At 71.9% G+C, this 24,991-nt stretch carries 15 protein-coding genes and 1 pseudogene; 7 read left to right on the top strand and 9 right to left on the bottom strand.

The features are described from left to right. The first annotated feature begins 5 nt into the window (after positions 1–5). From tal to pgl, 5 genes are read left to right on the top strand one after another with little or no spacing between them, the layout of a single operon-like run. Positions 6–1,097, top strand: coding sequence for a transaldolase (tal, locus tag FH608_RS11835; RefSeq protein WP_139630514.1), 1,092 nt, complete (start codon positions 6–8; stop codon positions 1,095–1,097). Then, on the top strand, positions 1,097–2,710 hold the full coding sequence (locus tag FH608_RS11830; protein ID WP_139630943.1) for a glucose-6-phosphate isomerase: 1,614 nt from the start codon (positions 1,097–1,099) through the stop codon (positions 2,708–2,710). The genes tal and FH608_RS11830 overlap by 1 nt, the downstream gene beginning before the upstream one ends. 1 nt (position 2,711) lies before the next feature. After that, positions 2,712–4,313 carry a glucose-6-phosphate dehydrogenase gene (gene zwf / locus FH608_RS11825; RefSeq protein WP_139630513.1) on the top strand — a complete coding sequence of 534 codons (1,602 nt, stop codon included), beginning with the start codon at positions 2,712–2,714 and terminating at the stop codon, positions 4,311–4,313. After that, a complete protein-coding gene (locus tag FH608_RS11820) occupies positions 4,313–5,227 on the top strand; it encodes a glucose-6-phosphate dehydrogenase assembly protein OpcA (protein WP_139630512.1) in 915 nt (304 codons plus the stop codon). The genes zwf and FH608_RS11820 overlap by 1 nt, the downstream gene beginning before the upstream one ends. A 27-nt stretch (positions 5,228–5,254) precedes the next feature. Further along, positions 5,255–6,028 carry a 6-phosphogluconolactonase gene (gene pgl / locus FH608_RS11815; RefSeq protein WP_139630511.1) on the top strand — a complete coding sequence of 258 codons (774 nt, stop codon included), beginning with the start codon at positions 5,255–5,257 and terminating at the stop codon, positions 6,026–6,028. A 64-nt stretch (positions 6,029–6,092) separates the two neighbouring features. Here the strand turns inward: pgl and add are convergent, their stop codons facing one another. Then, positions 6,093–7,115: an adenosine deaminase gene (gene add / locus FH608_RS11810; protein WP_139630510.1), complete on the bottom strand. Its 1,023-nt coding sequence runs from the start codon at positions 7,113–7,115 to the stop codon at positions 6,093–6,095. A gap of 100 nt (positions 7,116–7,215) precedes the next feature. On the opposite strand from add, the gene FH608_RS11805 reads away from it, so the two are divergent. After that, positions 7,216–8,346 carry a class I SAM-dependent methyltransferase gene (locus FH608_RS11805; RefSeq protein WP_226899337.1) on the top strand — a complete coding sequence of 377 codons (1,131 nt, stop codon included), beginning with the start codon at positions 7,216–7,218 and terminating at the stop codon, positions 8,344–8,346. 243 nt (positions 8,347–8,589) lie between these two features. Here the strand turns inward: FH608_RS11805 and FH608_RS11800 are convergent, their stop codons facing one another. Genes FH608_RS11800 through FH608_RS11790 form a run of 3 tightly spaced genes read right to left on the bottom strand, consistent with a single transcriptional unit; the run spans position 8,590 to position 11,088 of the window. Continuing rightward, entirely contained in the window at positions 8,590–9,165 is a 576-nt protein-coding gene (locus FH608_RS11800; RefSeq protein ID WP_139630509.1) for a TetR/AcrR family transcriptional regulator, read from the bottom strand. Positions 9,166–9,176: 11 nt separating this feature from the next. After that, positions 9,177–10,055 carry an oxidoreductase gene (locus tag FH608_RS11795; RefSeq protein ID WP_139630508.1) on the bottom strand — a complete coding sequence of 293 codons (879 nt, stop codon included), beginning with the start codon at positions 10,053–10,055 and terminating at the stop codon, positions 9,177–9,179. Positions 10,056–10,101: 46 nt separating this feature from the next. Beyond that, positions 10,102–11,088: a hypothetical protein gene (locus FH608_RS11790; RefSeq protein WP_139630507.1), complete on the bottom strand. Its 987-nt coding sequence runs from the start codon at positions 11,086–11,088 to the stop codon at positions 10,102–10,104. A gap of 75 nt (positions 11,089–11,163) precedes the next feature. Between FH608_RS11790 and FH608_RS54710 the strand changes: the two are divergent. Beyond that, positions 11,164–11,580, top strand: a pseudogene (locus tag FH608_RS54710) (Clp protease N-terminal domain-containing protein); the annotation flags it as partial. A gap of 484 nt (positions 11,581–12,064) precedes the next feature. Here FH608_RS54710 and FH608_RS11780 read toward each other — a convergent pair. The 5 genes from FH608_RS11780 to FH608_RS11760 form a co-directional block, all read right to left on the bottom strand. Next, positions 12,065–13,087, bottom strand: coding sequence for a GNAT family N-acetyltransferase (locus FH608_RS11780; protein WP_139630505.1), 1,023 nt, complete (start codon positions 13,085–13,087; stop codon positions 12,065–12,067). A 100-nt stretch (positions 13,088–13,187) separates the two neighbouring features. Next, positions 13,188–13,841, bottom strand: coding sequence for a response regulator (locus tag FH608_RS11775; protein ID WP_139630504.1), 654 nt, complete (start codon positions 13,839–13,841; stop codon positions 13,188–13,190). A gap of 9 nt (positions 13,842–13,850) precedes the next feature. Beyond that, the gene (locus FH608_RS11770; protein WP_139630503.1) at positions 13,851–15,038 is read right to left on the bottom strand and encodes a sensor histidine kinase; all 1,188 of its coding nucleotides are present in this window, start codon (positions 15,036–15,038) and stop codon (positions 13,851–13,853) included. 132 nt (positions 15,039–15,170) lie between these two features. Continuing rightward, positions 15,171–18,620, bottom strand: a complete 3,450-nt coding sequence (locus FH608_RS11765; RefSeq protein ID WP_139630502.1) for a LamG-like jellyroll fold domain-containing protein — start codon at positions 18,618–18,620, stop codon at positions 15,171–15,173. Between the two features lie 93 nt (positions 18,621–18,713). After that, the gene (locus FH608_RS11760) at positions 18,714–24,818 is read right to left on the bottom strand and encodes an RHS repeat domain-containing protein (RefSeq protein WP_139630501.1); all 6,105 of its coding nucleotides are present in this window, start codon (positions 24,816–24,818) and stop codon (positions 18,714–18,716) included. Positions 24,819–24,991 lie beyond the last annotated feature (173 nt).

Below are 24,991 nucleotides of genomic sequence, written 5' to 3'. Positions count from 1 at the left end.
ACAAGATGAGCGAGATCCTCAACAAGCTGTCCGGTCAGGGCGTGGCCATCTGGCTCGACGACATCAGCCGTGAGCGGCTGCGCAGCGGCAACCTGGAGCAGCTGATCCGCGAGAAGAACGTCGTCGGGGTGACGTCCAACCCGACGATCTTCGCCAACGCGCTCAGCAAGGGCGACGCGTACAACGCGCAGCTGCACGACCTGGCCGTGCGCGGCGTGGAGGTCGGCGAGGCCGTGCGCGCCATCACCACCTACGACATCCGCTGGGCCGCCGACGTGCTGCGCCCGGCCTACGACTCCACCGGCGGCGTGGACGGCCGCGTGTCGCTGGAGGTCGACCCGCGCCTGGCCCGCGACAGCGACAAGACCGTGGCCGAGGCGCGGGCGCTGTGGTGGCTGGTCGACCGGCCCAACCTGTTCATCAAGATCCCGGCGACGGTCGAGGGCCTGCCCGCGATCACGCAGGCGCTCGCGGAGGGCATCAGCGTCAACGTCACGCTGATCTTCTCCCTCGAGCGCTACCGCGCGGTCATGGACGCCTGGCTCGCCGGGCTGGAGGCCGCGCAGGCCAAGGGGCTCAACCTGGCCACGATCGACTCGGTGGCCTCGTTCTTCGTCAGCCGGGTCGACACCGAGATCGACAAGCGGCTCGACAAGCTGGGCAAGCCGGAGCTGAAGGGCAAGGCGGGCGTGGCCAACGCGCGCCTGGCGTACGCGGCGTACGAGGACGTCATGAACTCCGAGCGCTGGCAGCGCCTGCGCGCGGCGGGCGCCCGGCCGCAGCGGCCGCTGTGGGCCTCCACCGGCGTGAAGAACCCCGAATACTCCGACACCCTCTACGTCGACCAGCTCGTCGCGCCCGGCACCGTCAACACGATGCCGGAGAAGACGCTCGACGCCACGGCCGACCACGCCAACATCACCGGCGACACCGTGCGCCCCTTCTACGAGCAGGCCTGGAACACCATGGCCGCGCTCAAGGAGGCCGGCATCGACTACGACGACGTGGTCCAGCTGCTGGAGGACGAAGGCGTCGAGAAGTTCGCGGCGTCCTGGAACGAGCTGCTCGAGAGCGTCACCAAGAACCTGGTTCCGTGATGGAGGTGACCTACCGCGAGGAGGGGGTGGCCTCGGCCGCCTCCTCCGCCGCGGGGCGCCTCGTCGCCGACGGCGTGCCCGCGCGGCTCGCCGGCGGCGACCCCACGCTGTGGGGTGAGGACGCCGAAGCGGAGGCGGCGGTCAGGCTCGGCTGGCTGACCCTGCCCCGCTCCTCTCGCGAGCTGCTGCCCGTGCTGGGCGGGCTCGCCGAGCGGGCCCGCGCGGCGGGCCTGACGAACGTGGTGCTGGCCGGGATGGGCGGCTCGTCGCTGGCGGCGGAGGTCATCTGCGCCACCGCCGACGTGCCGCTCACCGTGCTGGACACGACCGATCCCGGCCAGGTGCGCCGCGCCCTGGCCGACCGGCCGCACGAGACGATCGTGGTCGTCGCCGGCAAGAGCGGCTCCACCGTGGAGACCGACGGTCTCCTGCGGATCTACGAGGGCCTGTTCGCCGGCGCGGGCATCGACCCGGCGACGCGCATCGTCATCGTCACCGATCCCGGCTCTCCGCTGGAGAAGCGGGCCATCGACGCCGGCTACGAGCTGGTGCTCGCCCAGCCGGACGTGGGGGGCCGCTACTCCGCGCTGTCGGCGTACGGGCTGGTGCCGAGCGCGCTGGCGGGGGCCGACGTCGGGCGGCTGCTCGACGAGGCCGCCGACGTGCTGCCGCTGCTGTCGCGCGACAGCGGCAACCCCGGGCTCGACCTGGGGGCCGCGCTCGGCGGCGCCGCGCTGGCCGGGCGCGACAAGCTGGTCCTGGAGGACCAGCTCTCGGCCACGAACGGGCTGCCCGACTGGATCGAGCAGCTCGTCGCGGAGTCCACCGGCAAGCAGGGCAGGGGGATCCTGCCGGTGGTGGGCGCCGACCCCAACGAGACCGGCGACGAGCTGGTCGTCGCCATCGAGACCGACCTCGGGGACGTGCGCGTGGACGGGCCGCTCGGCGCGCAGTTCCTGGTCTGGGAGTACGCCACCGCCGTCGCGGGGCTGCTGCTGGACATCGACCCCTTCGACCAGCCGAACGTGGCCGAGTCGAAGGAGAACACCGCGGCCCTGCTGGCGCTGCCCGACCTGCCGACGGGGGCTCCGGCGTTCGTGGACGGGCCCGTCGAGGTGTACGGCTCGGCCACGGCCAAGGACCTGCCCGGGTTGTTCGCCGAGCTGCTGCACGCGATCCCGGCGGGCGGCTACCTGTCGATCATGGCGTACCTCGACCGGCTGGCCGCCTTCGACGCGCCGGTGCCCGAGGGGGCCGACTTCGAGCAGATGACCGACGCCTGGATGATGGCCGACCCGGCGACGCTGCGGGCGCTGCTCGCGCTGCGCACCGACCGGCCGGTGACCTTCGGGTGGGGGCCTCGGTTCCTGCACTCGACCGGTCAGTACCACAAGGGCGGGCCGCAGAACGGCGTGTTCCTGCAGATCACCGGCGTGGTGGACGAGGACGTCGCCGTCCCTGACCGGCCGTACACGCTGGGGCGGCTCCAGCTCGCCCAGGCGCTCGGCGACCTGGGGGCGCTGGAGACCCGCGGGCGGCCCGCCGTACGCCTGCATTTGACCGACCGCGCGGCGGGAGTCGCGCGCCTGCTCGCAGCCGCACAGGAGGCTTGAGATGACAGACCCGGCAGCACCCGCGGAGGAGGCTGCCACAGCGGCAGTCGCGGTCGCGGGCACCGCCACCACGGAGGAGGTGGCCGCCGCCAACCCGCTGCGCGACGCGCGCGACAAGCGGCTGCCCCGCGTGGCGGGACCTTGTGTGATGGTGTTGTTCGGCGTGACGGGTGACCTGGCCAAGCGCAAGCTGTTGCCCGCGATTTACGACCTGGGCAACCGGGGGCTGCTGCCACCCGGCTTCTCGCTGGTGGGCTTCGCCCGGCGGGATTGGAAGGACCAGGACTTCGCCCAGTTGACCCACGACGCCGTCAAGGCGCACGCCAGGACGCCCTTCCGCGAGGAGGTATGGAAGCAGATCCGCGAGGGCATCCATTTCGTTCCTGGTGAGTTCTCCGACGACGGGGCGTTCGACGCGCTGGCCATGGCGCTCGCCGAGATCGACGAGACCCGCGGCACCGGCGGAAACTACGCGTTCTACCTGTCGGTGCCGCCGAAGTTCTTCCCCGTGGTGGTGGAGCAGCTCAAGCGGACGGGGCTGTCCGACGCGCCCGACGGGTCGTGGCGGCGGGTGGTCATCGAGAAGCCGTTCGGGCACGACCTGCAGTCGGCGCACGAGCTGAACGAGATCACCACCTCGGCCTTCCCGGAGAGCTCGATCTTCCGGATCGACCACTACCTGGGCAAGGAGACCGTCCAGAACATCATGGCGCTGCGGTTCGCCAACAACCTCTACGAGCCCATCTGGAACCGCGGCTTCGTCGACCACGTGCAGATCACGATGGCCGAGGACATCGGCATCGGCGGGCGGGCCGGCTACTACGACGGCATCGGCGCCGCCCGCGACGTGATCCAGAACCACCTGCTCCAGTTGCTCGCGCTGGTCGCGATGGAGGACCCGACGTCGTTCGACGCCTCCGCGCTGCGGCGCGAGAAGGAGAAGGTGCTCAAGGCCGTGCGCCTGCCGGCCAACCTGGCGCTCAACACGGCGCGCGGCCAGTACTCCGCGGGCTGGCAGGGCGGCGAGAAGGTGGTCGGCTACCTGCAGGAGGAGGGCATCTCGCCCGAGTCCACCACGGAGACGTACGCGGCCATCAAGGTGGAGATCGCCAACCGACGGTGGGCGGGCGTGCCGTTCTACCTGCGCACCGGCAAGCGCCTGGGCCGCCGGGTGACCGAGGTCGCCGTGGTGTTCCAGCGGGCGCCGCACCTGCCGTTCAGCAAGGACGACACCGAGATCCTGGGGCAGAACGCGCTGGTGGTGCGGGTGCAGCCGGACGAGGGCATCACCGTGCGGTTCGGCAGCAAGGTGCCGGGCACCGCCATGGAGGTCCGCGACGTGTCCATGGACTTCGCCTACGGCGAGTCGTTCCTGGAGTCGTCTCCCGAGGCGTACGAGCGGCTGCTGCTCGACGTGATGATCGGCGACCCGCCGCTCTTCCCGCACCAGCGGGAGGTCGAGCTGTCGTGGAAGATCCTCGACCCGATCGAGGAGTTCTGGGCCACGCAGGGGCAGCCCGAGGCGTACGAGTCGGGCTCGTGGGGGCCTCCGTCGGCCGACGCGCTGATGGCCCGCGACGGCCGCAAGTGGAGGAGGCTCTGATGACCACGTTCATGTTGGCGGACACGACGGCCGGGAAGATCTCGGCGCAGTTCACGCACCTCCGCCACCAGATGGGCGCGCCGGCCATCGGCATGGTGCTGACGCTCGTCGTCGTCTGCGAGGAGCGCCACCAGTACGACTCCCTGCGCGCGGCCACCGACGCGGCCCGCGAGCACCCGTCGCGCATCATCGTGGTGATCAACCGCGAGCGCGAGGAGCCGAACCGGCTGGACGCGGAGCTGCGCATCGGCGAGTCCACGCCGGGCGAGGTCGTGGTCCTGCGCCTGTACGGCGAGCTGACCGACCACGCCGACTCCGTGGTCAGCCCGCTCCTGCTGCCCGACACGCCGGTCGTGGTGTGGTGGCCCGGCGCCGCCCCCGACGTGCCCTCCAAGGACGCGGTCGGGGCGCTCGGCCAGCGCCGCATCACCGACGCCAGGGGCCTCGACGACGGCGGCGTCAAGTCGCTGGTGACCAGGGCCAAGGGGTACGCGCCCGGCGACACCGACCTCGCCTGGTCGCGGCTGACTCCGTGGCGCAGCCTGCTGGCGGCGGCGTTCGACCAGCCGGTGGGCAAGGTGCGCAAGGGCCTGGTGGAGGCCTCGCCCGGCAACCCGAGCGCGCCGCTGCTGGCCGCCTGGCTGTCCGACCGCCTCGGCGCGCCGGTCAAGGTCACCGACTCGTCCGGCCCCGGGCTGACGTCCGTACGCCTGACCCTGGCCGACGGCGAGCTGAGCGTGGCCAGGCACGACGCGCGGCTCGCGACGCTGTCGCGGCCCGGCCAGCCCGACAGGAACGTGGCGCTGGCCCGGCGGCAGACCTCGGAGCTGATGGCCGAGGAGCTGCGCAGGCTCGACAGCGACGAGATCTACGAGGCGGCGGTCAAGAGGTTCGCCCGCACGTACAAGGGATGACCCGGCGTGGCTGAGGAAGTGGTTGCCGTGAGCGTTGCCAACGTAGTGGTCCACCGCGACGCCGACGTCCTGGCCAAGGCGGTGGCGGCGCGGATCATCACGCGCCTGGTGGACGTGCAGTCGGCCAAGGGGTCGGCGTCGATCGTGCTGACGGGCGGCACGGTCGGCACCGCCACGCTGGCGGCCATCGCCGCCACCCCCGCCCGCGACGCCGTCGACTGGCGGCGTCTGGACATCTGGTGGGGTGACGAGCGGTTCCTGCCCGAGGGCGACGAGGAGCGCAACGAGACCGGCGCCCGCCGGGCGCTGCTCGACCGCGTGGACGTGGACCCCGACCGCGTGCACGTCATGCGCGGGCCCGACTCGGGGCTGACGGCGGAGGAGTCGGCCGACTCCTACGCCGCCGAGCTGCGCCGGGCCGCCCGGCCCGAGGACCACGGCCCCGTGCCGAGCTTCGACGTGATGCTGCTCGGCATGGGCCCAGACTCCCATGTGGCCTCGCTGTTCCCGGGCATGCCGGCCCTGTACGACACCCGCTCGGTGGTGGCCGTGCACGGCGCGCCCAAGCCGCCGCCGACCCGCATCTCGCTGACGCTGCCCGCCATCCAGGCCTCGCGCGAGGTGTGGGTGGTGGCGGCCGGTGACGAGAAGTCGGGCGCGGTCCGGCTGGCGCTGTCGGACTCGGGGCACGTGCAGGTGCCCGCGTCGGGGGCCAGGGGGCGGGCCAGGACGCTGTTCCTGCTGGACCGGGCGGCGGCCGGGAAGATCCCGCCGGAGCTGGGCCGCATCTCGTCCCCCTGATCCCGGCCCCGGGTGGCGGCTCAGGCCTGTGCCCTGGGTGTCGTTCCCGACCCCCGGTGGCGGCTCAGGCCTGGGCCGCCACCAGGTCGTCGATTTCCTTGAGCAGCGCCCGCTTGCGCTGCTCCGGCAGGTAGGACGCGCGGACGCCGTTGGCCGCCAGCCGGGCCAGCTCCGCCTTGCCGAGCCCGAAGACGTCCGCCGCGACCCGGTACTCCCCTGCCAGCGTGGTGGCGAACATGGGCGGGTCGTCGCTGTTGAGCGTCACGTACAGGCCCTCCTCCAGCAGGCGCGGCAGCGGGTGCTCCTCGATCCGGGCGACCTGTCCGGTGCGCAGGTTGGAGGTGGGGCAGACGTCCAGCGGGAGCTGGGTCTCGCGCAGGTGCGCCACGAGGCGGGGGTCGGCGAGGCAGTTGATGCCGTGGCCGATGCGCTCGGCGCCGTAGCCCTCGATGGTCTCCCAGATCGTGTCAGGGCCGCTCATCTCGCCGCCGTGCGGGACGCTGTGCAGGCCCGCCGCTCGGGCGGCGGCGAACGCCGACCGGAACGCGTCCCGATATTTCGGGCGCTCCTGCTCGATGCCCCCGATGCCGAAACCTACCAGCGCGGCGGGAGGTTCCTGGAGCGCGTGCTCCACGGTCACCCGGGCGGCCTCCTCCCCGAACTCGCCGGGGATGTCGAAGATGTAGGCCATCTCCACGCCGTGCTCGTCCAGGGAGCGTCGGGCGGCCAGGTCGAGGGCCTCGGTGACCTCGCGCTTGGGCATGCCGACCACGTGGTGGGCGTACGGCGTCACCTGGAGCTCCGCGTAGCGGGCCCCTTGCGCGGCCAGGTCGCGGGCCAGCCCCAGCACGAGGGTGGCCACGTCCTCGGGCTCGCGTACGAGCGCGTTGACGGCCCCGTACACGCGGGCGAAGTGGGGGAAGTCGGTGAAGGTGTAGAAGCGGCGCAGCTCCTCCTCGGTCGAGGGCACCTCGGAGCCGGGGTGGCGGCGGGAGAGCTCCAGCACGGTGGGGACCGAGGCCGAGCCGACCAGGTGGACGTGGAGCTCCACCTTGGGGAGCGCGTCGATGAAGGCGTCGATGGTCATGCGGACGACCATACGAGGGATATTTCCGCAAATAATAGCGTTTCTGGCTCAATCTCACAGGAAGATGTCAGGTTTCGGGCGTTGGGTTAGGCTGAGGCTCGTGACCAACGCCGAAGCGTACGATCGCGGCTTCGCCCAGCTGAGCTCCCACACGGTCGGCCCGCTGCTCGACCGGGCAGGGCTGCGGCCCTCCGGCGCGCTACGAGCGGACCCAGCGCACGACCCGCCATCCGGCGCACCGCACACCGACCAGGCGCAGGTCCTGTCATCCGGCGCACCACACACCAACCAGGCCCAGAACCGGCCAACCGGCACACCGCGAGCAGACCAGCCGCAGGACCAGTCGGCCGGCGCACCGCACACTGGCGAGGCACACGACCCGCCATCCGGCTCACCGCACGCGAACCAGGCGAAGACCCGGGCAACCGGCACACCGCGGACGGAGCTGCCACAGGACCGGCCGGCCGGCGCACCACACACTGGCGAGGCGCAGATCCGGCCGCCCGGCGGGCCGCGGGGGGACGTGGCGGTGGGGGTGGGTGTCTCGCGGGCGGCGAAAGCGGGTGCTTTTCGCCTGCTCGACGTCGGCTGCGGCACGGGCGTGGTCACCGCGGCGGCGCTCGCGCTGGGTGCCGAGGTCACCGCTGTGGACGCCGACCCCGGCATGGTGGAGTTGACCGCACACCGCCACCCGTACGCGATCGTCCGCCTGGCTACCCTGCCGGGCCTGCCGTTCGGGGACGGGGAGTTCGACGCTGTCGCCGGAAATTTCATCATCAACCACGTTTCCGACACCGCCACGGCGCTGAACGACCTCCACCGCGTGCTGCGCCCGGCCGGAACGCTGGCCCTGACCTGGTGGAAATCCGATGAGATGACCGCCACGAGCGTCTTCGCCGACGCCATCGCCGACGCCGGGGTGCCGTACGAGCCGCCCGCCCGGCCGTTCACGGGCGACGACACGCCGGGGCGCTTCACCGAGCTGCTGGAGGAGGCCGGATTCTCGGGCGCGAAGGTGGAGACCGTGCGCTGGCGCCACCGGGTGGATCTCGCGTCGTGGTGGAGCGACATCGTGCGGGCCGGCGGCCCCAGGTTCGCGGTGATCGCCCGGCAGCCGCCGGAGATCGTCGACCGGATCAGGGCCTGCTGCACCCGGCTGGCGGCCCCGTACGAGCGGGACGGTTTCCCGGTGTGCGCCTACCTGGCGCGCGCCACCCGCCCGGCCCCATGACCGGTGCACGCCGGCCCTGCGCCCACCACCCGCTCAGCCCCATGACTGATACGCGCTTGCCCCTGCGCCCACCACTCGCCCAGACTCGAGACCGGTCACGCGCATGTGCCGCACGGGAGGCCGGTGCGCGTCCACCTGTCGCCCACACCACGGCCAGGCCAGGGGCCGGTGCGCGTCCACCTGCCACCCACACCACGCCCAGGTCAGGAGCCGGTGCGCGTCCGCCCGCCGTCCACCACCCGGTCAGCCCCGTGACCAGGCGAGCGCCACCGGCATGAGCACGCCGTCGACCGACTCCGCGACGAAGTCCGGGCCGAACGGCGGGCCCGTGAAGATCATCTGGTGCCACACGAGCGCCTCGGCCACCGCGAACAGCCGCCCCGCGTCGACCGGCCCCGCCAGCTCCCCGCGCCGCGCAGCCCGCTCCAGCAGCGCCCGCACGTGGCCGAGGTCCTTCGTGGGCATGTGCGCCCGCAGCGTCCGCGCCACCTCCTGGTGGGACACCAGCGTCGAGGACAGCCCCATGATGATGGTGTGCTTGCGCTCCACCGCCTCGCACAGGCCGCGGAAAACGGCCGCGAGGTCGCCGCGGAGCGAGCCGGTGTCCTCCCCCGCCGGCACGTCGCGGTCGAACCGCCGGCAGATGAGGTCGGCCACCAGCTCCGGCTTGCCCGCCCAGCGCCGGTAGATCGTCGCCTTGCTGGCCCTGGCCCGCTTGGCGATCTGGTCGACCGACATCCGGTCGTAGCCCACCTCCGACAGCAGCTCCATCGTGGCGTCGAGGATGGCCCGGTCACGATCGGGGTCGAGTGGAGCCACGAACACGTCCTTCAGCGGTAGGCGATCTCCTCGAATCGTACGCCCGTGAGCTCGGTGGAGACGTCCCACAGCCGCCGGGCGACCTCCTCCGACCTGGCCCTGGCGGAGGGCGTGAGGAGCTGGAGCCTGGGGCCGACGAACTCGCCGCCGCGGATGTCCGGCGAGGTCGCGGCGTAGAGGGAGGACCGCGCTCCCGCCTCCGGCGGCTTGAGGAACAGGCGGATGAGGGGCAGGAGCAGGCGGACCTTGAAGATGTTCGTGGCCGTCATCCCGGGGTGGGTGGCGACGCTGGTCAGGTCCGCGCCGGCCTGCTTCGCGCGCCGCTGGAGCTCCAGCGTGAAGAGCAGGTTGGCGAGCTTGGAGCGTGCGTACGCGGCCATCCCGCCGTACCGCCGTTCCAGGCCGAGGTCGTCGAAGTCGATCCTGCCCGCGGCGTGCGCGTCGCTGGAGACCGTCACCACGCGGGCGCCGGGCGCGGCGAGCAGGCGCGGCAGCAGCAGGCCCGTGAGCGCGAAATGGCCCAGGTGGTTGGTGCCGAACTGCATCTCGAAGCCGTCCTTGGTCTCCTGCCTGGGGATCATGCCGATGCCCGCGTTGTTGATCAGCAGGTCGACCCGGTCGACGCCCTCCGCGAACCGCCTGACCGAGGCCAGGTCCGCCAGGTCGAGTTCGCCGCACTCCACCTGGCCTCCGGGCACGGCACGAAGGATCTCGGCGACGGCCGCGCGGCCCTTCTCCGGCGATCGCGCGGCGACGACGACGCGGGCGCCGTGCCTGGCCAGCTCCAGGGCGGTGGGGAAGCCGATGCCGGTGTTGGCGCCGGTCACGATGGCGGTCCTGCCGGTCAGCTGCGGCATGGAGGCGGGGGTCCAGTCACGGCGTGGGGTCATCGGCACTCCTCAGGATGCTCAGGTGTACGGAACCGTTTCGTACACCCTAGCGCAGGTGGCGCCGCGCGTTGCGCTCCTCGCGCTGGGCCACCTTCAGGCGTTGTTCGCTGTCGGCGAGCCGCTTGCGGGCCTTGGTGAGCTTGCGCTGCAGCCGCGTGACCCTGTCGGCGCGCTCGTCGTACTCCTCCTGAGCTGCCCGCAGCGCCTCCTGCCACTCCTTGTGCGCAGCTTCGGCCTCGACGCGCTCCTCGGCCTCCCTGGCCTCGACCTCCTCCCGTTCCTTCGCTTCCCTGGCCTTGGCCTCCTCCCGTTCCTTCGCCCTTCTGGCCTCGGCCTCCTCACGCTCTTCCGCTCTTCTGGCCTCGGCTTCCTCACGTTCCTTCGCCGTCCTGGCCCGGGCCTTCGCGCCTCCCCCTGTCTCAGCACCTCTTCCGGCCCCAGCACCTTTCCCGGCCCCAGCCGCCTCTCCGGCTCCCGCGGCTTTCCTGCCTTTTCCGGCCCTTCCCGCCTCCTCGCGGTCCCCGGCCTCGTCCGTACGGGGCTCGCGCCCGGCCGGCCGCTCCCGGGTGGCGGGGGCAGGGGCGAATCCGCTGTAGTCGAGCGGCTTGACCAGGCACCCGGCACGCACCTGCCCGGCCGCGGCGGCGTCCACGATCGCGGACTCCAGCGTCCGGTCGACCTCGGCCGCCGCCGCGGGCGACAGGTCGCCCTCCTGCCTGGCGAGCCGGCCCACCTTGCCGGTCACCTCGCCGCGCAGCCGGACCAGCTCGGCCAGCGCGTCCGCGTCCTGCTCCTGCCAGGCCGCGCGCAGCCGCTCCCCCACGTCCAGCAGTTCGTCGAGCTCGTCGGGATGCTCCCGGGCGATGCGGTTCACGGCCCAGGCGGACACCGTGGGCTTGCGCAGCTTCGCGATCTCGCGCGCCAGCCGTACGTCGCCCGCGTCCTTGGCCGAACGGGCCTCCGCCTGGCGTGCGGCGGTGAACTCGGACGGCGGCAGCGCGTAGAGCCGGCCGGCCACCTCGTCAAGATCCACACAGGTCAAATACCCCACACGCCCTGGTTTGTAGCGCATAGTGGAGGAAGCCACTGTCGAACGGAGGCATCCCCCGTGTTCGAACGCTTCACCGACCGTGCGCGCAGGGTCGTCGTCCTCGCCCAGGAAGAGGCCCGGATGATGAGCCACGACTACATCGGCACGGAGCACATCCTGCTCGGCCTGATCCACGAGGGCGAGGGGCTGGCCTCGCTGGTGCTCGGCAACTGCGGCGTGGAGCTCGACAACGTACGCGCCTACGTCGAGCGCGAGGCGGGCCGGGGCGCCAGGTCGCCCAGCGGGCACATCCCCTTCACGCCGCGGGCCAAGAAGGTGCTGGAGCTGTCGCTGCGCGAGGCCCTGCAGCTGCGCCACAACTACATCGGCACGGAGCACATCCTGCTCGGCGTGATCAGGGAGGGCGATGGGCTGGCCGCGCACGCGCTCGTGGACGCGGGGGTGAACCTGCAGGACCTGCGCCAGCGCCTGCTCGACCGCGTGGGGCGCGGGCACGAGGAGCGGCCGAGCGAGATGGTGTTCGCGCGCGGTCCGGGGCTGGGCGAACGGCTCACGCGGATCGAGGAGAGCCTGGCGCGCATCGAACGCCACCTGGGCATCGCGCCTCCCGCCGAAAATCCCGCCCGCGGAAAGCCGGCCACGGAGGAAGCCGCCACCGGACACGACGCCATGGGCAAGGAACCGCCCACTCAGGAGGACACCACGGGAGACGACGTCAAGGGCAAGGAGCCACCCGCCCAGGAGGACTCCGCCTGAGGCCCCCGACCGGGCGACGTGCTCGCGGAGCACCGCCCACCGGGCAGGTCTCTTGCTGAGCGCCACCCATCGGGCAAGTCGCTTGCTGGGCACCACCCACCGGGCGAGTTACTCACTGAGCACCATCCACCGGGCAAGTCGCTCACTGAGCACCATCCACCGGGCAAGTTGCCCGAGCAGCACCGCCTACCGGGCAGGGACCTCAGGCCGACGCCATCGCGCCGACCGGGAGCCTGGCCTCCATCACGCCAGGGTCCTCGGTGTGGGCGAGCGTGGCGCCGAGCGAGATCAGCAGCCTGCGCATCCTGACATTGTCGGCCAGCATGGTCGCCCTGACCTCCGCGTACCCGAGGTCGCGCGCCGCCCGTACCAGCGCCCTGGCCATCGCCGTGCCGAGGCCGCGCCCCTGCCAGCGGTCCTCGACCAGGAACGCCAGCTCGGCGGTGCCGGGATCCGCGGTGAACAGCAGGTTGGCCATGCCGACGACCTGCCCGTCGTACCCGGCGACAAGGGAGTGGCCCCTGTTCCTGTCGCACAGCCGCTCGAACACGCGCGGCGGCAGCGCGGGCATCGAGGTGAAGTAGCGGAACCTGCGTGACTCGGGCGAGCACCTGTCGTGCAGGTCGCGCACGGCCTCGCGGTAGATCGCGGTGAGCGGGTGAAGGGTGACCTGGACGCCGTCGGAGAGCGTGACCGCGCGGTCGGCCGGGTCCGGCTCCGCGGCGGGCTGGGCGAGACGGGCGAAGGCGCCCGCCCTGGCCGCCTCGGTCAGCGTGAACGGCAGCTCCGCGCGGCGTAGGCGGACCGCCCGCCTGGGGGCCACGGGAACGACGAGCCGGGTGGGGTCGGGGAGATCGCTCACCGGGTCACCATAGATCCATCTGGCGTCGTCCGCGCGCAGCAGCTCGGCCAGCAGCTCGGGCAGCCGCCACGGCGCGGCGCGCAGCCTGGAGGCGAGCAGCAGCGCCCGGGTGGGCTCGTCGGTCAGCTCGTGGGCGGTGGCGGGGACCACCCGGACCCGGCGCCCGCCGGCCGCCTCCAGCGCCTCGCGCACGGTCGCGGGGGCGGCGGGGATGTCGGCGACGAACTCGTCGACCGTGCCGTCGGCGTCGGACTGGACGCTCAGCCCGAGGATGTTGCCGCCCCTGGAGGCAAGGGCCGCGGCGAGGGAGGCCAGCCGGCCGGGCCGTTCGTCCACCGTGGTGCGGATGCGCAGGATTCCCATGTGACCGAGCATGCCGGACGGCTGTTACGTGGCCACTAACGACATGTTTCATCCCGTCATGCAGTGATTTATCCAAAAATGTCGCCTTGGCGTGGGCCCGTCAGTGGACCGACGGTTTCACCAGACCCGCGTTGTAGGACAGGACCACCACCTGGGCGCGGCTCCTCAGCCCCAGCTTGCTCATGATCCTGTTGAGGTGGGTCTTGACCGTGCCCTCGCTGACCGACAGCCGCGCCGCGATCTCCCTGTTGGACAGGGCGCGGCCGACCAGGCGCAGGACCTCGGTCTCGCGGGTGGTCAAGCGGTCGAGCTCGGGAAGGAACGCGGTCGTCGGCGGGTCCGTGAACGCCTCGATCAGCCGTTTCGTGGCGATGGGCGAGAGCAGGACATCGCCCGAGGCGACGGTGTTGACGGCGGCGATGAGCCGCTGGGGCGGCGTGTCCTTGAGCAGGAAGCCGCTCGCGCCCAGCCGCAGCGCGCTGTAGACGTACTCGTCCAGGTCGAACGTGGTCAGGATGAGGATCTTCGGCACCGGCGGCTCGGCCGCGAGGATGAGCTCGGCGGCGCGCAGGCCGTTCATGCCCGGCATGCGGATGTCCATGAGGATCACGTCGGGCTTGGCGGAGGCGGCGAGACTGATCGCCTCCTCACCGTCGGCGGCCTCGCCCGCCACGTGCAGCCCCGCCGCCCGCAGCAAGGCCGCAAGGCCGGCGCGGATGAGCACCTGATCGTCGACCACGAGCACGCTGATCATGGACCGGCTTCATTCGCCCTCGTCGGACGCGGACAGTGGGAGGGTCGCGAGCACCTCGAAACCACCTTCCGGTAGTCGGCATGTGATGATCGTTCCCCGGTAGAGCTTGACACGTTCTGTCATACCGATCAACCCGTGTCCCCGGGATCGCCCAGGGGGGACGGCGGCGCCGCCCTCGTTCGTGACGCGCACCGTGAGTGTCGCCGGCGCGTAGGTGACGCGCACCTTGGTACGGACGGTGCCGGCGTGCTTGAGCACGTTCGTCAGCGACTCCTGGACGATCCGGTACGCGCACAGGTTCAGGCCCGGCGGCAGCGCGCGTACCGTGCCCTCGATGACGATCTCCACGGGCAGTCCCGCCACCCGCATCCGCTCGGCCAGAGTGGGCAGGTTCCGCAGGTCGGGGGCGGTGTAGAGGGAACCGTCCTCGTCGGTGGTCTCGACGCGCAGGATCGACAGCAGGCGCCGCATCTCGTGCAGCGCTTCGCGGCTGGTCTGCGAGATCACCCCGAGCGCGGCGTGTGCCGTGGCCGGATCGGACAGCGCCACGAAATGGCCCAGACCCGCCTGCACGGAGATCACGGACATGTGGTGGGCGACGACGTCGTGCAGCTCGCGGGCGATCTTCACGCGTTCCCTGGTGACGGCGCGCCGGGCGGCGGCCTCCTGCTCGTCCTGCAACTGCTGGGCCAGGGCGGCGAGCTGCTTGGTGCGCTCGGCCAGCAGGCGCGTGCTGAGCCCCGCGCCCAGCCCGCAGATCGCGAGGACGACCGCCGAGATCAGCGCCGACCCCAGGACGACGCTCGGCTGGAGCGCCGAGGCCTGCGTCCACACCGCCACCGCCATCGCACCGCTCGCCACGATCGCCTTCCACGAGCTGTGAACGGCCACCGTGTAGAGCGTCACCAGCAGGGCGATGCTGTTGAGGCCGATGTGGTACCCCAGGTGGTGGTACATCAGCGACGTGGCGGCGCACAGCGTCATGACGGCCATCGGCGCCCGCCTACGCATCGCCAGCGGCCCGTTGGCCAGCAGGGTCAGCGTCGATGACAGCAGGTCGGACGGCCTGCCCATGTCGGGGCCGTACCAGTCCCACAGCCAGGTGCCCACGACGAGGGACAGCGCCACCCCACCGTCGAGGACCAGGGGGTGGAGCGCGAACAGGCGCTGCAGCGGCGACGGCCGGGTGAAGAACATCCGTCACGCTAACTCCGCACGGGGCCGCCGCACATCCACCCCGGGTTGTACCACTGAGGTTGAGGCGGTACGGACGCCTGGCCGCCGGCTCGCCCCCGGGCGTGAACCCGGAGGCGGCCGATCCGCCATCTGTCAGAACGGAGAGTCGGACGGGAGCTCCGTGTATCCGGCCAGGGTCTGGATCTGCTCCTGGCTGAGCACCCCCGAGAAGGCCCACACGTCGTCGATCGCTCCCGGCCAGTACTCGCCCCACGCCCCCGCCGCCTTCGCGCGACCTAACTGGAACGCCCCGGTCGCGTCGAACCCGACCGTGTGCCAGCGGACCGAGACCCGCTCCTCGGTCTCCTCGAGCCAGCCGTTGACGTACAGCCGCAGGACGTCCTCGAAGGAGTCGTAGACGACGGCCACGTGGTCCCATGCGAGCTGGCTCTGGTAGGCGGAGTGCTCCGCGCGCTGCCCCGCCGCGCCTGAGGCGTCGGAGTCGGGCATCTCCACCTGCCAGCCGCCCGCGCCGCCCGCCGCGGAGGGGTCGTAGCGGACGGTGAAGCCGCTGTTGACGGCGCCCGCCTGGGAGAAGACGGCCGAGCGGGCGGTGGGCCTGCCCGCGGCGGTCACCCAGCCGGCCACGGTGAAGCTGCGGCTGGTGGAGATCACGGGACCGGCCGTGGCGGCGTAGTCGCCGGCTCCGTCCAGGACGAGCGCGCCCGGCGGGGAGCCCAGCCAGCCCACCTGGTCGACGTGAGCGTCGCCGGCCATGGTGAGGTGGCGGCCGTGGCTCGTTCCGTCCTCCCCGCCGGTGTTGAGCGTCCAGCGGCCGGCGAGCACCGGGTGGTGGCTGAACAGGTCGGCGGCCTCCTCCGCGCTGACCAGCCGGTCGAAGACCTGGACGTCGTCGATCTCGCCGGGGAAGAAGTCCACCTTGGCGCCGTTGTGCTTGGCGCGGCCGATGGCCATCGGGCCGGTGGCGTTCCAGGTCACGGTGAACGGTTTCTCCTCCTGGAGCACCCCGTTGACGTACAGGCGGGCGGTTTTCGCCACCGCGTCGTACACGCCCAGCAGGTGGGTCCACTCGCCGACCTCAGGCGGCGCGACGGAGCGAACCCGCACCCCGCCCTGCACCGCGTCGGCGTTGCTGAGGCTGAACGACCACCGGTTGTCGTCCTGGACGTACTGCAGGTAGAAGCCGCTGACCACGTTGCCGTCCTGGTTGACGGCGGTGGCGAAGCCGTTGGTGTGCGCGAGCTTGACCCAGGCGCCCACCGAGTACGTCTTGGACGTGTCGACGACCGGCCCGGACGTCTCGGCGTAGCCGGTGGAGCCGTCTCCGTGCATCGCGGTGCCCACCTGGCCGTCCACCCCGAGCGTCACGCCGCCGGAGACCTGCGTGGTGACCGCGCCGGTGCCCGGGCGCACACCGGCCGACAGCGAGGTGGCCCCGGCCGGCTCGTCCAGGTTCCAGTGCGCCCGTGGGGCGGCGCCGGCGTTGACGCGGAACATGTACGTGGTGGCCGCGCTGGCGTTGCCCGCCGCGTCGAGCGCCTTGACGTAGAGGAAGTTCACGCCCGCCCTGGTCGGCGCCACCTGGATGGTGACGGGGCCGCCGGGCGTGGCGGGGCGGTACTCGCCCGCCGACGTGGGCGTCGTGTTGATCCCGACCCAGTAGCGGTTCACGTCGCTCTGCGTGGTGCTGACGGTGAAGGAGCCGTAGCGGCCCACGCCGTCGTACCAGGGGTCGTCGGGATCGTCGGGGTCGGACGGCGGGTAGTCGGCCGAGGTCAGCGACGGCGGCGGCGGGGCGGCCGCGTCGTAGGAGAAGTAGCAGCCCGTCGCCTCGCCCGCCGAGCTCCACGGGCTCCACTGGTAGCCGTCCCAGGCGCGGACGTGCCAGCCCAGCAGCTTGTTCTGCGGGATCGTCGGAGGCGCGGACATCTGGAACGTCGAGCCGGTCGTCTTGGCCTCCGTCAGCGGCGAGTCCCACACGCCGGCGCTGTCGTCCCAGAGGATGCGGAACTGGGCCTGCAGCTTGGCCGCCGATCCCGAGTCGGGGTCGGTCAGCACGGCGTACATGATCGGCGGCCGGTTGACCGTGGGCGCCGGCGACGAGACGCATGGCCCGCCCGGGCTCATGGACAGGTTCTTCATCAGGGGCTGCGGCGGCGGGGTGTTGTACTGGATGCGCAGGTCGGCGTCCGCGGTGAAGCGTTTCCACCAGGCCATCGTCGACTCGGAGTACGCGCGCAGCCCGAAGTAGATGTTGGTGTCCTTGTTGGTCACCGCGGTCTTCACGGCGGCCAGCAGGGCGCTGCCGCCGAACTCGACGGGGGTGCGGGAGCAGTAGGCCACGTCACGCGAGGTCAGATGCTTGATCCAGTTGTCGTCGGTGCTGTTCCAGGTCGAGCTGGAGCCGAAGCCGCTGGCGTGCCAGAGCTGGACCGACGTGGGGTTGGAGCAGTTGTAGGCGTGCGTCTCGTAGGCGATGAACTCGGCGGAGAGCACGACCTTCCCCGCGATGGCGCTGATCGGCATGCGGAAGAAGAGCCGCTTCTTCTGGTCCTTGACGCAGGCCCCGTCGAACTGGACGTCGCACAGCCCCACGCCCTGCGTGCCCGACCAGTTGTAGTAGGTCGTGGTGGGGTAGCCGCTGGAGACCATGAGTCTCGCCGCCTCCCCCACCGTCTTCCATACCGGGTCGATGTAGACGGGGAAGTGGGTGCCGGGGTCGGTCAGCAGGTCACGGTCGGGAACGAGGGCCAGCTCGCCCCGCGCCAGGCCGACGCCCACCCGCTCGACGCGGGAGCCCTCGACGGGTCCCGCCTCCCGCGCCTGGCCGTCCGACAGCAGGCCCACGGCCGGCGGCCCGGAGTCCCACATCAGCGGCGCGGGCGCCTCGAACACCTCGCCGCCGGTCACCTTGTCGCTGGCGCGCAGCACCCCGGCGGCGTCGGCCGCGAGGTCCAGGTCGGGCGACTCCGTCCTCAGCCTGAGCCGGGCCAGCGCGGGGTTGCGCGCCGCCTCCGGCGTCTTCACCACGAGAAGGTGCGAGAAGCCGTCGACGTCGGCGCGCACGCTCAGGTCCACGCCGGGCAGCACCTCCGGGTACGTCGCCGTGTCGCCCTCCACCACGGGCGCGGGCAGCGGCTTCGGCCAGGACAGGCTGAGGGTCCGGCCCGCCCTGCCCATCGTCACGAACGGCCCCGAACCGCCCTCGGACAGGCGCAGGTCCACCGTCGAGGCGATCGGCCCGAGACCGCCTCCGGGCAGCCGGGTCAGCTCGGGGTTCACCTGGGTCCACGCGCCGTCCTTGCGGGTGCGGACCGGGCGCTGGTGCTGGACCAGCTCGAAGGTGCCCGAAGGAAGGGCTCGCACCTCGCGCGACTCGCCGCGCAGCGCCAGCACCTCCACCGGCTGCCCCGACGAGCGCGCCTCCCGCGTCGCCTCCGTCTCGGTGACGGCGCTCCCCCTGGGCGGCTCGGGTTCCGTGGCCGCCGCGGAGCTCGTCCTCACCGGAGCGATGGAGACGAGGCAGACGGCCAGGGCGGTCACCATGAGCCGCCGGGCACTCCCACCGGGTGGCATTCGCATGGGCGTGGCTCTCCAATCTCCTTGGCTGCGCGGGTGAGCGTCATTTCCTGCGGCGAGCGCCCTGGGGCGGGCGCTCGCCATCAGCCGGCAGGGCTACGGAGGACAGACGGCCGGATCGGAAGTCCGGGTGGGGATCTTGGGCCCGAACGGTGGCATCACCACGGTGACACCCGCGCATTGCCCGTTCTCCTTCGCCTTCCGCAGCCATTCACTGCCCATGTCGAGGAGGATGCCGATCGCGGTGCCGCAAGCAGCAACAACGGCGAAGGCTGCGCCGCCGCTCATTTGGGCGGGCTTCCCGCAGATGGCAGCTCCCAACATGCCGGCGATGGCGGCAAGCGTGTACCTGCCTGCCCTGCTGTCGAGGAATTCGCTGATGAACTTCACCACCGACCGTGGCAACAGGACGGTGCAACTGAAGCGATTGCACCGCACGCCGACGAACGGGCTGATCCAGTCGAAGTCCGGCGGCTTCAGGCAACCGATGGGAGACGTGAGGCTGCACTTGGACGGGTCCTTCCCGATGGGGGGAAGGGGAGGCAGGCCAGGCAGCCCAGGGAGGTCCGGTATGCCGATGTCCCCGCCCCAGTCGCCGATCTTGTCCTTGATGGCGCACCATCCGGAGCAGATGCGGACCGGGCCGATGGGCGGAGGGTGGTAACCGCCACCGCCACCACCGCCGCCTCCGCCGCGGCCACCACCGCCGCCTCCACCACTCCATCCGCCACCGCCACCGCCGCCTCCACCGCCACCCCTACCGGGACGCGGGTGGTGGTCCTTGTCGTGGTCATTGCCAGGAGGCGGGAAGTAGTCGCCGTCGCTGTTGCAGTCGCGGGCCGCCACGAGTGTCACGCGGGCGTCGCCGCAGTCGGCAAGGCCGCTCGGGTCGCTGAGGGTGACGGGCGTGTTGCCGGCGTAGCTGTAGCCGTGCATCTGCTGGGGGTCGTCCAGCAGCAGCGGGTCGGTGGAGACGAAACGGCCGAGCGCCGGGTCGTAGTCGCGGGCACCGAGATGGGTCAGGCCGGTGCTGTCGTCGGCGGTGCCTCCGACGAAGGTCTTCTCGTCCGGCCAGTCCGCCGTGCTCTGGCCGCGCTCGTCCCCGAAGGGGGTGAGGCGCCGTTGGACGACGGTCTGGTTGCCTGCGTCGATGGCGAGCTGCGTCGTCCCCTGGTGGTCCGGTACGAGGAAGCGCACGCCGGAGGCGGAGTAGCGCATCGCCATCGTCCGGCCGTCGTGCGTGTAGTAGCGGACCGCCGAGAGCTGGGAGGCCAGGGCGGCGCCCGCCGCGACGCGTACTTCCATGCCGGGCAGATAGAGCGTGCTACCGCCGGCATCCCGTCGGATGAGCCGATCGTCGGTCGCGGAATAGACGAAGGACGTGTCGGCGTCTCCTACGGAGACCTTCGCCAGCATGCCCGCCGTGTCCCAGGTGAAGGTCTTGTCCTGCGAACCGGTGGCCTGCGTGGTCAGGTTGCCGGCCGCGTCGTAGCCGAAGCTCTCCGTCCGCGCGCCCGCGCCACCGGTCTGGATGACCGAGGCGAGCCGGTGGCCCCCGCCCGCGGGGGCGTTGGTGTAGGACCGGGTGGTGTCGGCCGTGCCGTCCAGCCCGTGCAGAACCTCCTGGGTGCGGCTGCCGGTCACGTCGTAGGCGTAGCTGTGCCAGTACGGGGCCGGCCCGCCGACGGCGGAACCCGACGGAGCGGCGGCGCAGGACCGCGTGGCCTGGCTCCATGCCTGCTGGAGCCGCTGGAACCGGTCATAGGTGAAGCACTGGGTGTCGGTGCCCGAGCGGGAGACGTCCGAGATCGAGCTGATGGACCCGGCCTGGTCGTAGGTGTAGGCCGCGTCGCGGTCCACCCCGGCCACGCCCTCGCGTTCCGCGCGGGCGCTGGCCAGGCGACCCGTACCGTTCTCGTAGGTGAAGGTCTGCCACACCTTCTTGCCGCCGGTGGACAGCTCGTACTGCAGGGGACGCCCTATCGCGGAGTAGGAGGTGGCGGTGACGTAGCTGGCGAGGTTGCTCGTGAGGCGGGTGGGCCGGGAGAGCTCGTCGTACGTGGTCGTGACGTTCTCGGCGGGCAGGCCGCCGGCTGCCGGGAAGCCCCGGCTGCGGACCGTGCCGTCCGGGTTGTAGGCGATGGTGGAGGTGTAGCTCCCGGCCAGCGCCCCTTCCTCCTGGGGAATGACGAGGGTGTACTTCAGCGCACGCCCGGCGCTGTCGTAGGCGTCGATCCGCTCGGTGTAGGGCCGCCCGTCCGTGTATCGGGTCTGTGAGGTGAGGTATCCCTTGCGCACGGTGTCGTAGGTGTAGGCCGCCACGAGGGTGCCCGTGGCGGAGCCCTCGTGAACCTCGGTCACGCGACCCAGCGGGTCGTAGACCGGTACGAGCGTGCGGCCCCGGGCGTCGGAGGTCTTGACCGGGCGATCCAGGTCGTCGTAGGCCGTGACGGTGGTGCCGCTGTCGGGGTCGGCGGCCTTGATCGTGCGGCCGCGCAGGTCGTAGGTGTAGGACCAGGTGTTGCCGCCGGGGTCACGCATCGTGGCCTTCTGGCCCGCGGGCGTGTAGGTGTAGGTCGTCGCCTGATAGGGGCCCGTCGGGGACGCACCGTCGTGCTGGCGCAGGGCCGTCCTGCGACCCCGGGCGTCGGTGACGGTGACCGTGGGGGTGGCGCCGTCGGGCGGGTCCACGGCCACCCAGTCGCCGCCGTAGCTGGTGGTGACGCGCCACTTCTCCTGGGCGTCGTTGCTGCCCGTGACGAAGCGGCGCACGGTCTCCCGGTTGAGCCCGTCGTAGGAGTACGTCATCTGCGACTCGACGTCGCCGGGCGTGCCGACGCCGAAGAGCGCGGGCTCCGGCTCTCCCTCGGCGTAGTAGAGGTTGTAGGAGCGGGCGACGTTGCCCCGGCTGTCGTAGAAGGTGTCGGTGACGAGCCGGCCGCCGTCCGGGCCCTCGACCTGGGTCTGGCGCGGGCGCTGCAGGCCGTCGAACAGTTCCTGGGTCACCCGCGGGCCGCCCGCGGAGGTCAGGGTCTTGGTGGTGACGGCGCCGATCTTGCCCTCGGCCACCTGGTAGATGTGCTCGGTGTCGGGGTCGCCCGTGGTGGCGTGGCCGGGCAGCCAGACCTTGGTGAGGCGGCCGAGCGCGTCGTAGGCGAGGTGGGTGGTGCTCCCGGCCGCGTCGGTCTGCGCGGTGGGCCGGCCGGACGCGGGCTCCAGGGTCTCGGTCGTGACGAGCGCGCTGGCGGCGTCTCCCGGGGTGACGGGCGGGCTGGTGGTGGTGGTCTTCGTGGTCAGCCCGGCGGTCTCGGTGTACGCGGTCGTGGTCGTGTGGCCGGCCGCGTTGGTGACCGCCGCGACCCGGCCGTAGGCGTCGTACGCGGTGCGGGCGGAGGGCACGTAGGTGGCCGTGGTGCCGTCGTGTGCCGCGATCTTCTCGACCCGGGTGGCGTCCCCCTTGGCCGGAGCGGCGCCGAAGGCGCCCCCGTCGTAGAAGGTGCGTACGTCGGAGACGATCTCGCCGGGCCGGTCGGGCGTGGCGGAGCAGCGCACGGCGACGGTCTCGACGCGGGAGGGCAGGCTGCGGATCCACGCGGCGGCGTTGAGCGCGTACTCGGTGCGGGTGCACAGGTCGTCGTCCTGGCGGGCGGTGTCGCCCTGGTCGTCGACCTGGGTCGGCGCCCCCGTCACGGTGTCGTACGTGGTGTCGACGCGGGTCTGCCGCCAGGCGCCGCCGTCCATGGCGGTCCAGGTGCGGGTGGTGGCGACGCCGGTGAGGACCGCGGCGGAGGTGCCCCAGGGGCGGGTGCGGGAGGCGGTCTCGTGCTGCCAGGGGGTGTTGACGGTCTTGTCGTGCACGGCCCCGCCCGGCCCGGTGTGGACGGTGTGTTTCAGCTCGAACCCGGCCAGCGCGTCCTTGTCGACGTACGTGCCGCCCTCGCCGTCGGAGACGGTGACGTTCTTGACGCCGCCCGAGGCGTTGAGCCGGTCGCCGTCCATGCCGCGGAGGTACAGGTGCTCTTCGGAGGTGAGCGGTTCGCCGTCGCCGCCGGTGGTCACCCGGACCTTGCCGTAGCCGCGCCACTGCGACCAGGTCTTCTCCTTGGTCCTGGTCAGGCCGTCGTCGTCGGCGAAGTGCCAGGCGGCCCCGCCCAGGTAGTCGTAGCCGGTCACCATGTCGGGCGCGCGGCCGGTGCGGTCGGAGCGGATCACCTTGGTGACGACGTACTTGTGGAACCAGTCCCGGATCGGCTCCTCCTTCCCGGCGGGCTGCCAGATGGCGGGGAAGCACCTCTTGGTGTTGGTCTCGGGGGTGGGCAGGGTGGAGAGGCCGCAGTCCTCGCCGGAGTACTGGACCTCGATCTGGCCGCCGTACTCGTCGAAGATCGCGCCGAGCCGGTATTTGACGAACGGCGGGATGTCGTCGCCGACGCGGTCGATGCGGTTTCTCATCTGCACGTGGTTGAAGGTGACCTCGGGGAGCGTCACCGGGTCGCCGGTCGCCTTGCCCGTGTGCTTGATCCCCTCCAGGAGCAGCGACCGGTCGACGTCGGCGTCGCCCCAGTCGTGGCGCAGCGCCCAGGTGTCGACGTCGTGGTAGCCGCCGTCAGCCTGCCTGATCTGGGTGGTGATGCCGACGAGCCGCTGCCGGGACCAGAACGTCGGGGAGATCAGCCCCTTCTTGGTGCACTCCGAGGCGCAGTTCTGGTCCCATGGCACGTCGGGCCACTTGTCGGGCGAGGTCGCGATCTTCCCGGGGGCGCAGTCGAAAGTGCTGTCGGGGATGCACCGCTCGGCGGTCTGGAACACCACCTTGGCCGGCGGCGGGGCGAACAGGTCGCCGGTGCGCAGGCCGTACTCGATGCGGTTGAGCCGGCCGCCGCGCTCGTAGGCGGCGTCCTCGGTCAGGGAGACGTCGCGTCCGTAGTGATTGCCCTCTTTGTCGTAGTAGTACGCGATGGCGCTGCCGTGCGTGTCGACGACATAGTCGAGGTTCCACCGCCACGCCTGCTGACACGACGACTTCGCGAACCCGCCCCCGTCATGACATGGCTCGCCCGAGTCGTCGCCGAAGACGGGCACCGTCCAGGCCGATGCGGTGTGGGCCCGGCCGGAGGTCCAGCCGGGCAGCCGGTCGAGGCCGAAGAAGTATTGTGTGCCGTCGGTCGTGGTGGCCTTCCAGTATTCGCCGTTCTCGTCGCCGTTCTGGGCGCCGGTCACCTTCTCGAAGCGGGTGCCGTCGTCGCCGCGCATGCGCCACGTGCCGTCGGCCGCCTGGATCAGCTCGCCGCCCTTGCCGTTCCAGGTCACGGTCGCGTTGTCGTACGCCCAGCACAGGTCGCCGGGATCGACGCCGTTGCTCTTGGGCGCCCCGTCGTCCGCGCACCCCTTGTAGCTGCGCTCGACGTAGCCCGGCCACAGGTCGAACCCCTCGCCGACCCATGAGGCCTGGTTGTTGGTGCTGGAGGTCCGCCCGTCGGCCGAGCCGGACGAGTAGCCGATCGCCAGTTGCGGGGTCAGCCCGCCGGGCACCGGCGGCACCTGCATCGGATAGGACCAGGTGAAGTCGCCGGAGTTGCCGCCGCTGTCCCAGGTCGCCGTCGCGGCCAGCGGCGTCGCGCGGTAGTCGCCGAACGGGCTCGCGGGACCGGCCTCGGCGGCGAGCACCGCGGAACCGGCCGGGACGTCGGCCGTCAGCGTGCGGGACTCGGCGTCGTTGTCGGCCCGCACCGGCGTGGCGGTGCGGCACTCGTCGGCCTCGGGGGTGGTCAGTGCGCACGTCGGCAGGCTGACGAGCCGGAGGCGCGAGCCGTAGGAGCCGCCGTACGAGCGGGTGATCGAGTCGTAGGACACCCGCACTTCGGCGCTGCCGGGGCTGTCGACGGTGAACATCAGCCCGTCCACTCCGGCCTTCGCCGCCGCGTTCCTGCCGAGGACGCGCACCTCGGCGTCCCCCGTCGCGCGCACCACGCCGGCGTCGCCGGCGGACGGCCACCGGGGCCGCGGCACGCTCGTGCCGACCGCCGGGTCGGAGGTGCGCGGGCGGACAGGCACACGCTCGCCCCGCACGGCGCGATGGTCGTCGGCGACCGCCGGCGGCCCCTCGGAGACCGGCTCCGCACGGGCCGGTGGAGCGTGCAGAAGGTTCGCCACCAGAGCTGCGACCGCCGCCGCGGCCAACGACTTCTTGCCTGCCAGCACGGATCCTCCCTGAGCCGGTGAGCTGAGACGGGAGTAGGGGGGTGGACGGTGAGTTGCCGACATTCACCGGCCGGATCTGGCCGACGCGCACATGCTAGAAAAATCAGGCGGGCCCGGCGTCGGACCGGGGTTGGATCTCTGGCTCTACCGGAAGCCATACATTTCCGGCGGCC

The organism is Nonomuraea phyllanthi (assembly GCF_006334985.2).
Classification (GTDB): Bacteria; Actinomycetota; Actinomycetes; order Streptosporangiales; family Streptosporangiaceae; genus Nonomuraea; species Nonomuraea phyllanthi.
Note: the sequence above shows the minus strand (reverse complement) of the source record. Positions and strands in the feature narration are given on the sequence as shown.

Bases quoted from the DNA above. Each gene is read 5' to 3' on its own strand.
- tal (WP_139630514.1), top strand. From the start codon at position 6: ATGAGCGAGATCCTCAACAAGCTGTCCGGTCAGGGCGTGGCCATCTGG.
- FH608_RS11830 (WP_139630943.1), top strand. From the start codon at position 1,097: ATGGAGGTGACCTACCGCGAGGAGGGGGTGGCCTCGGCCGCCTCCTCC.
- zwf (WP_139630513.1), top strand. From the start codon at position 2,712: ATGACAGACCCGGCAGCACCCGCGGAGGAGGCTGCCACAGCGGCAGTC.
- FH608_RS11820 (WP_139630512.1), top strand. From the start codon at position 4,313: ATGACCACGTTCATGTTGGCGGACACGACGGCCGGGAAGATCTCGGCG.
- add (WP_139630510.1), bottom strand. From the start codon at position 7,115: ATGACCATCGACGCCTTCATCGACGCGCTCCCCAAGGTGGAGCTCCAC.
- FH608_RS11795 (WP_139630508.1), bottom strand. From the start codon at position 10,055: ATGACCCCACGCCGTGACTGGACCCCCGCCTCCATGCCGCAGCTGACC.
- FH608_RS11780 (WP_139630505.1), bottom strand. From the start codon at position 13,087: ATGGGAATCCTGCGCATCCGCACCACGGTGGACGAACGGCCCGGCCGG.
- FH608_RS11775 (WP_139630504.1), bottom strand. From the start codon at position 13,841: ATGATCAGCGTGCTCGTGGTCGACGATCAGGTGCTCATCCGCGCCGGC.
- FH608_RS11770 (WP_139630503.1), bottom strand. From the start codon at position 15,038: ATGTTCTTCACCCGGCCGTCGCCGCTGCAGCGCCTGTTCGCGCTCCAC.
- FH608_RS11765 (WP_139630502.1), bottom strand. From the start codon at position 18,620: ATGCGAATGCCACCCGGTGGGAGTGCCCGGCGGCTCATGGTGACCGCC.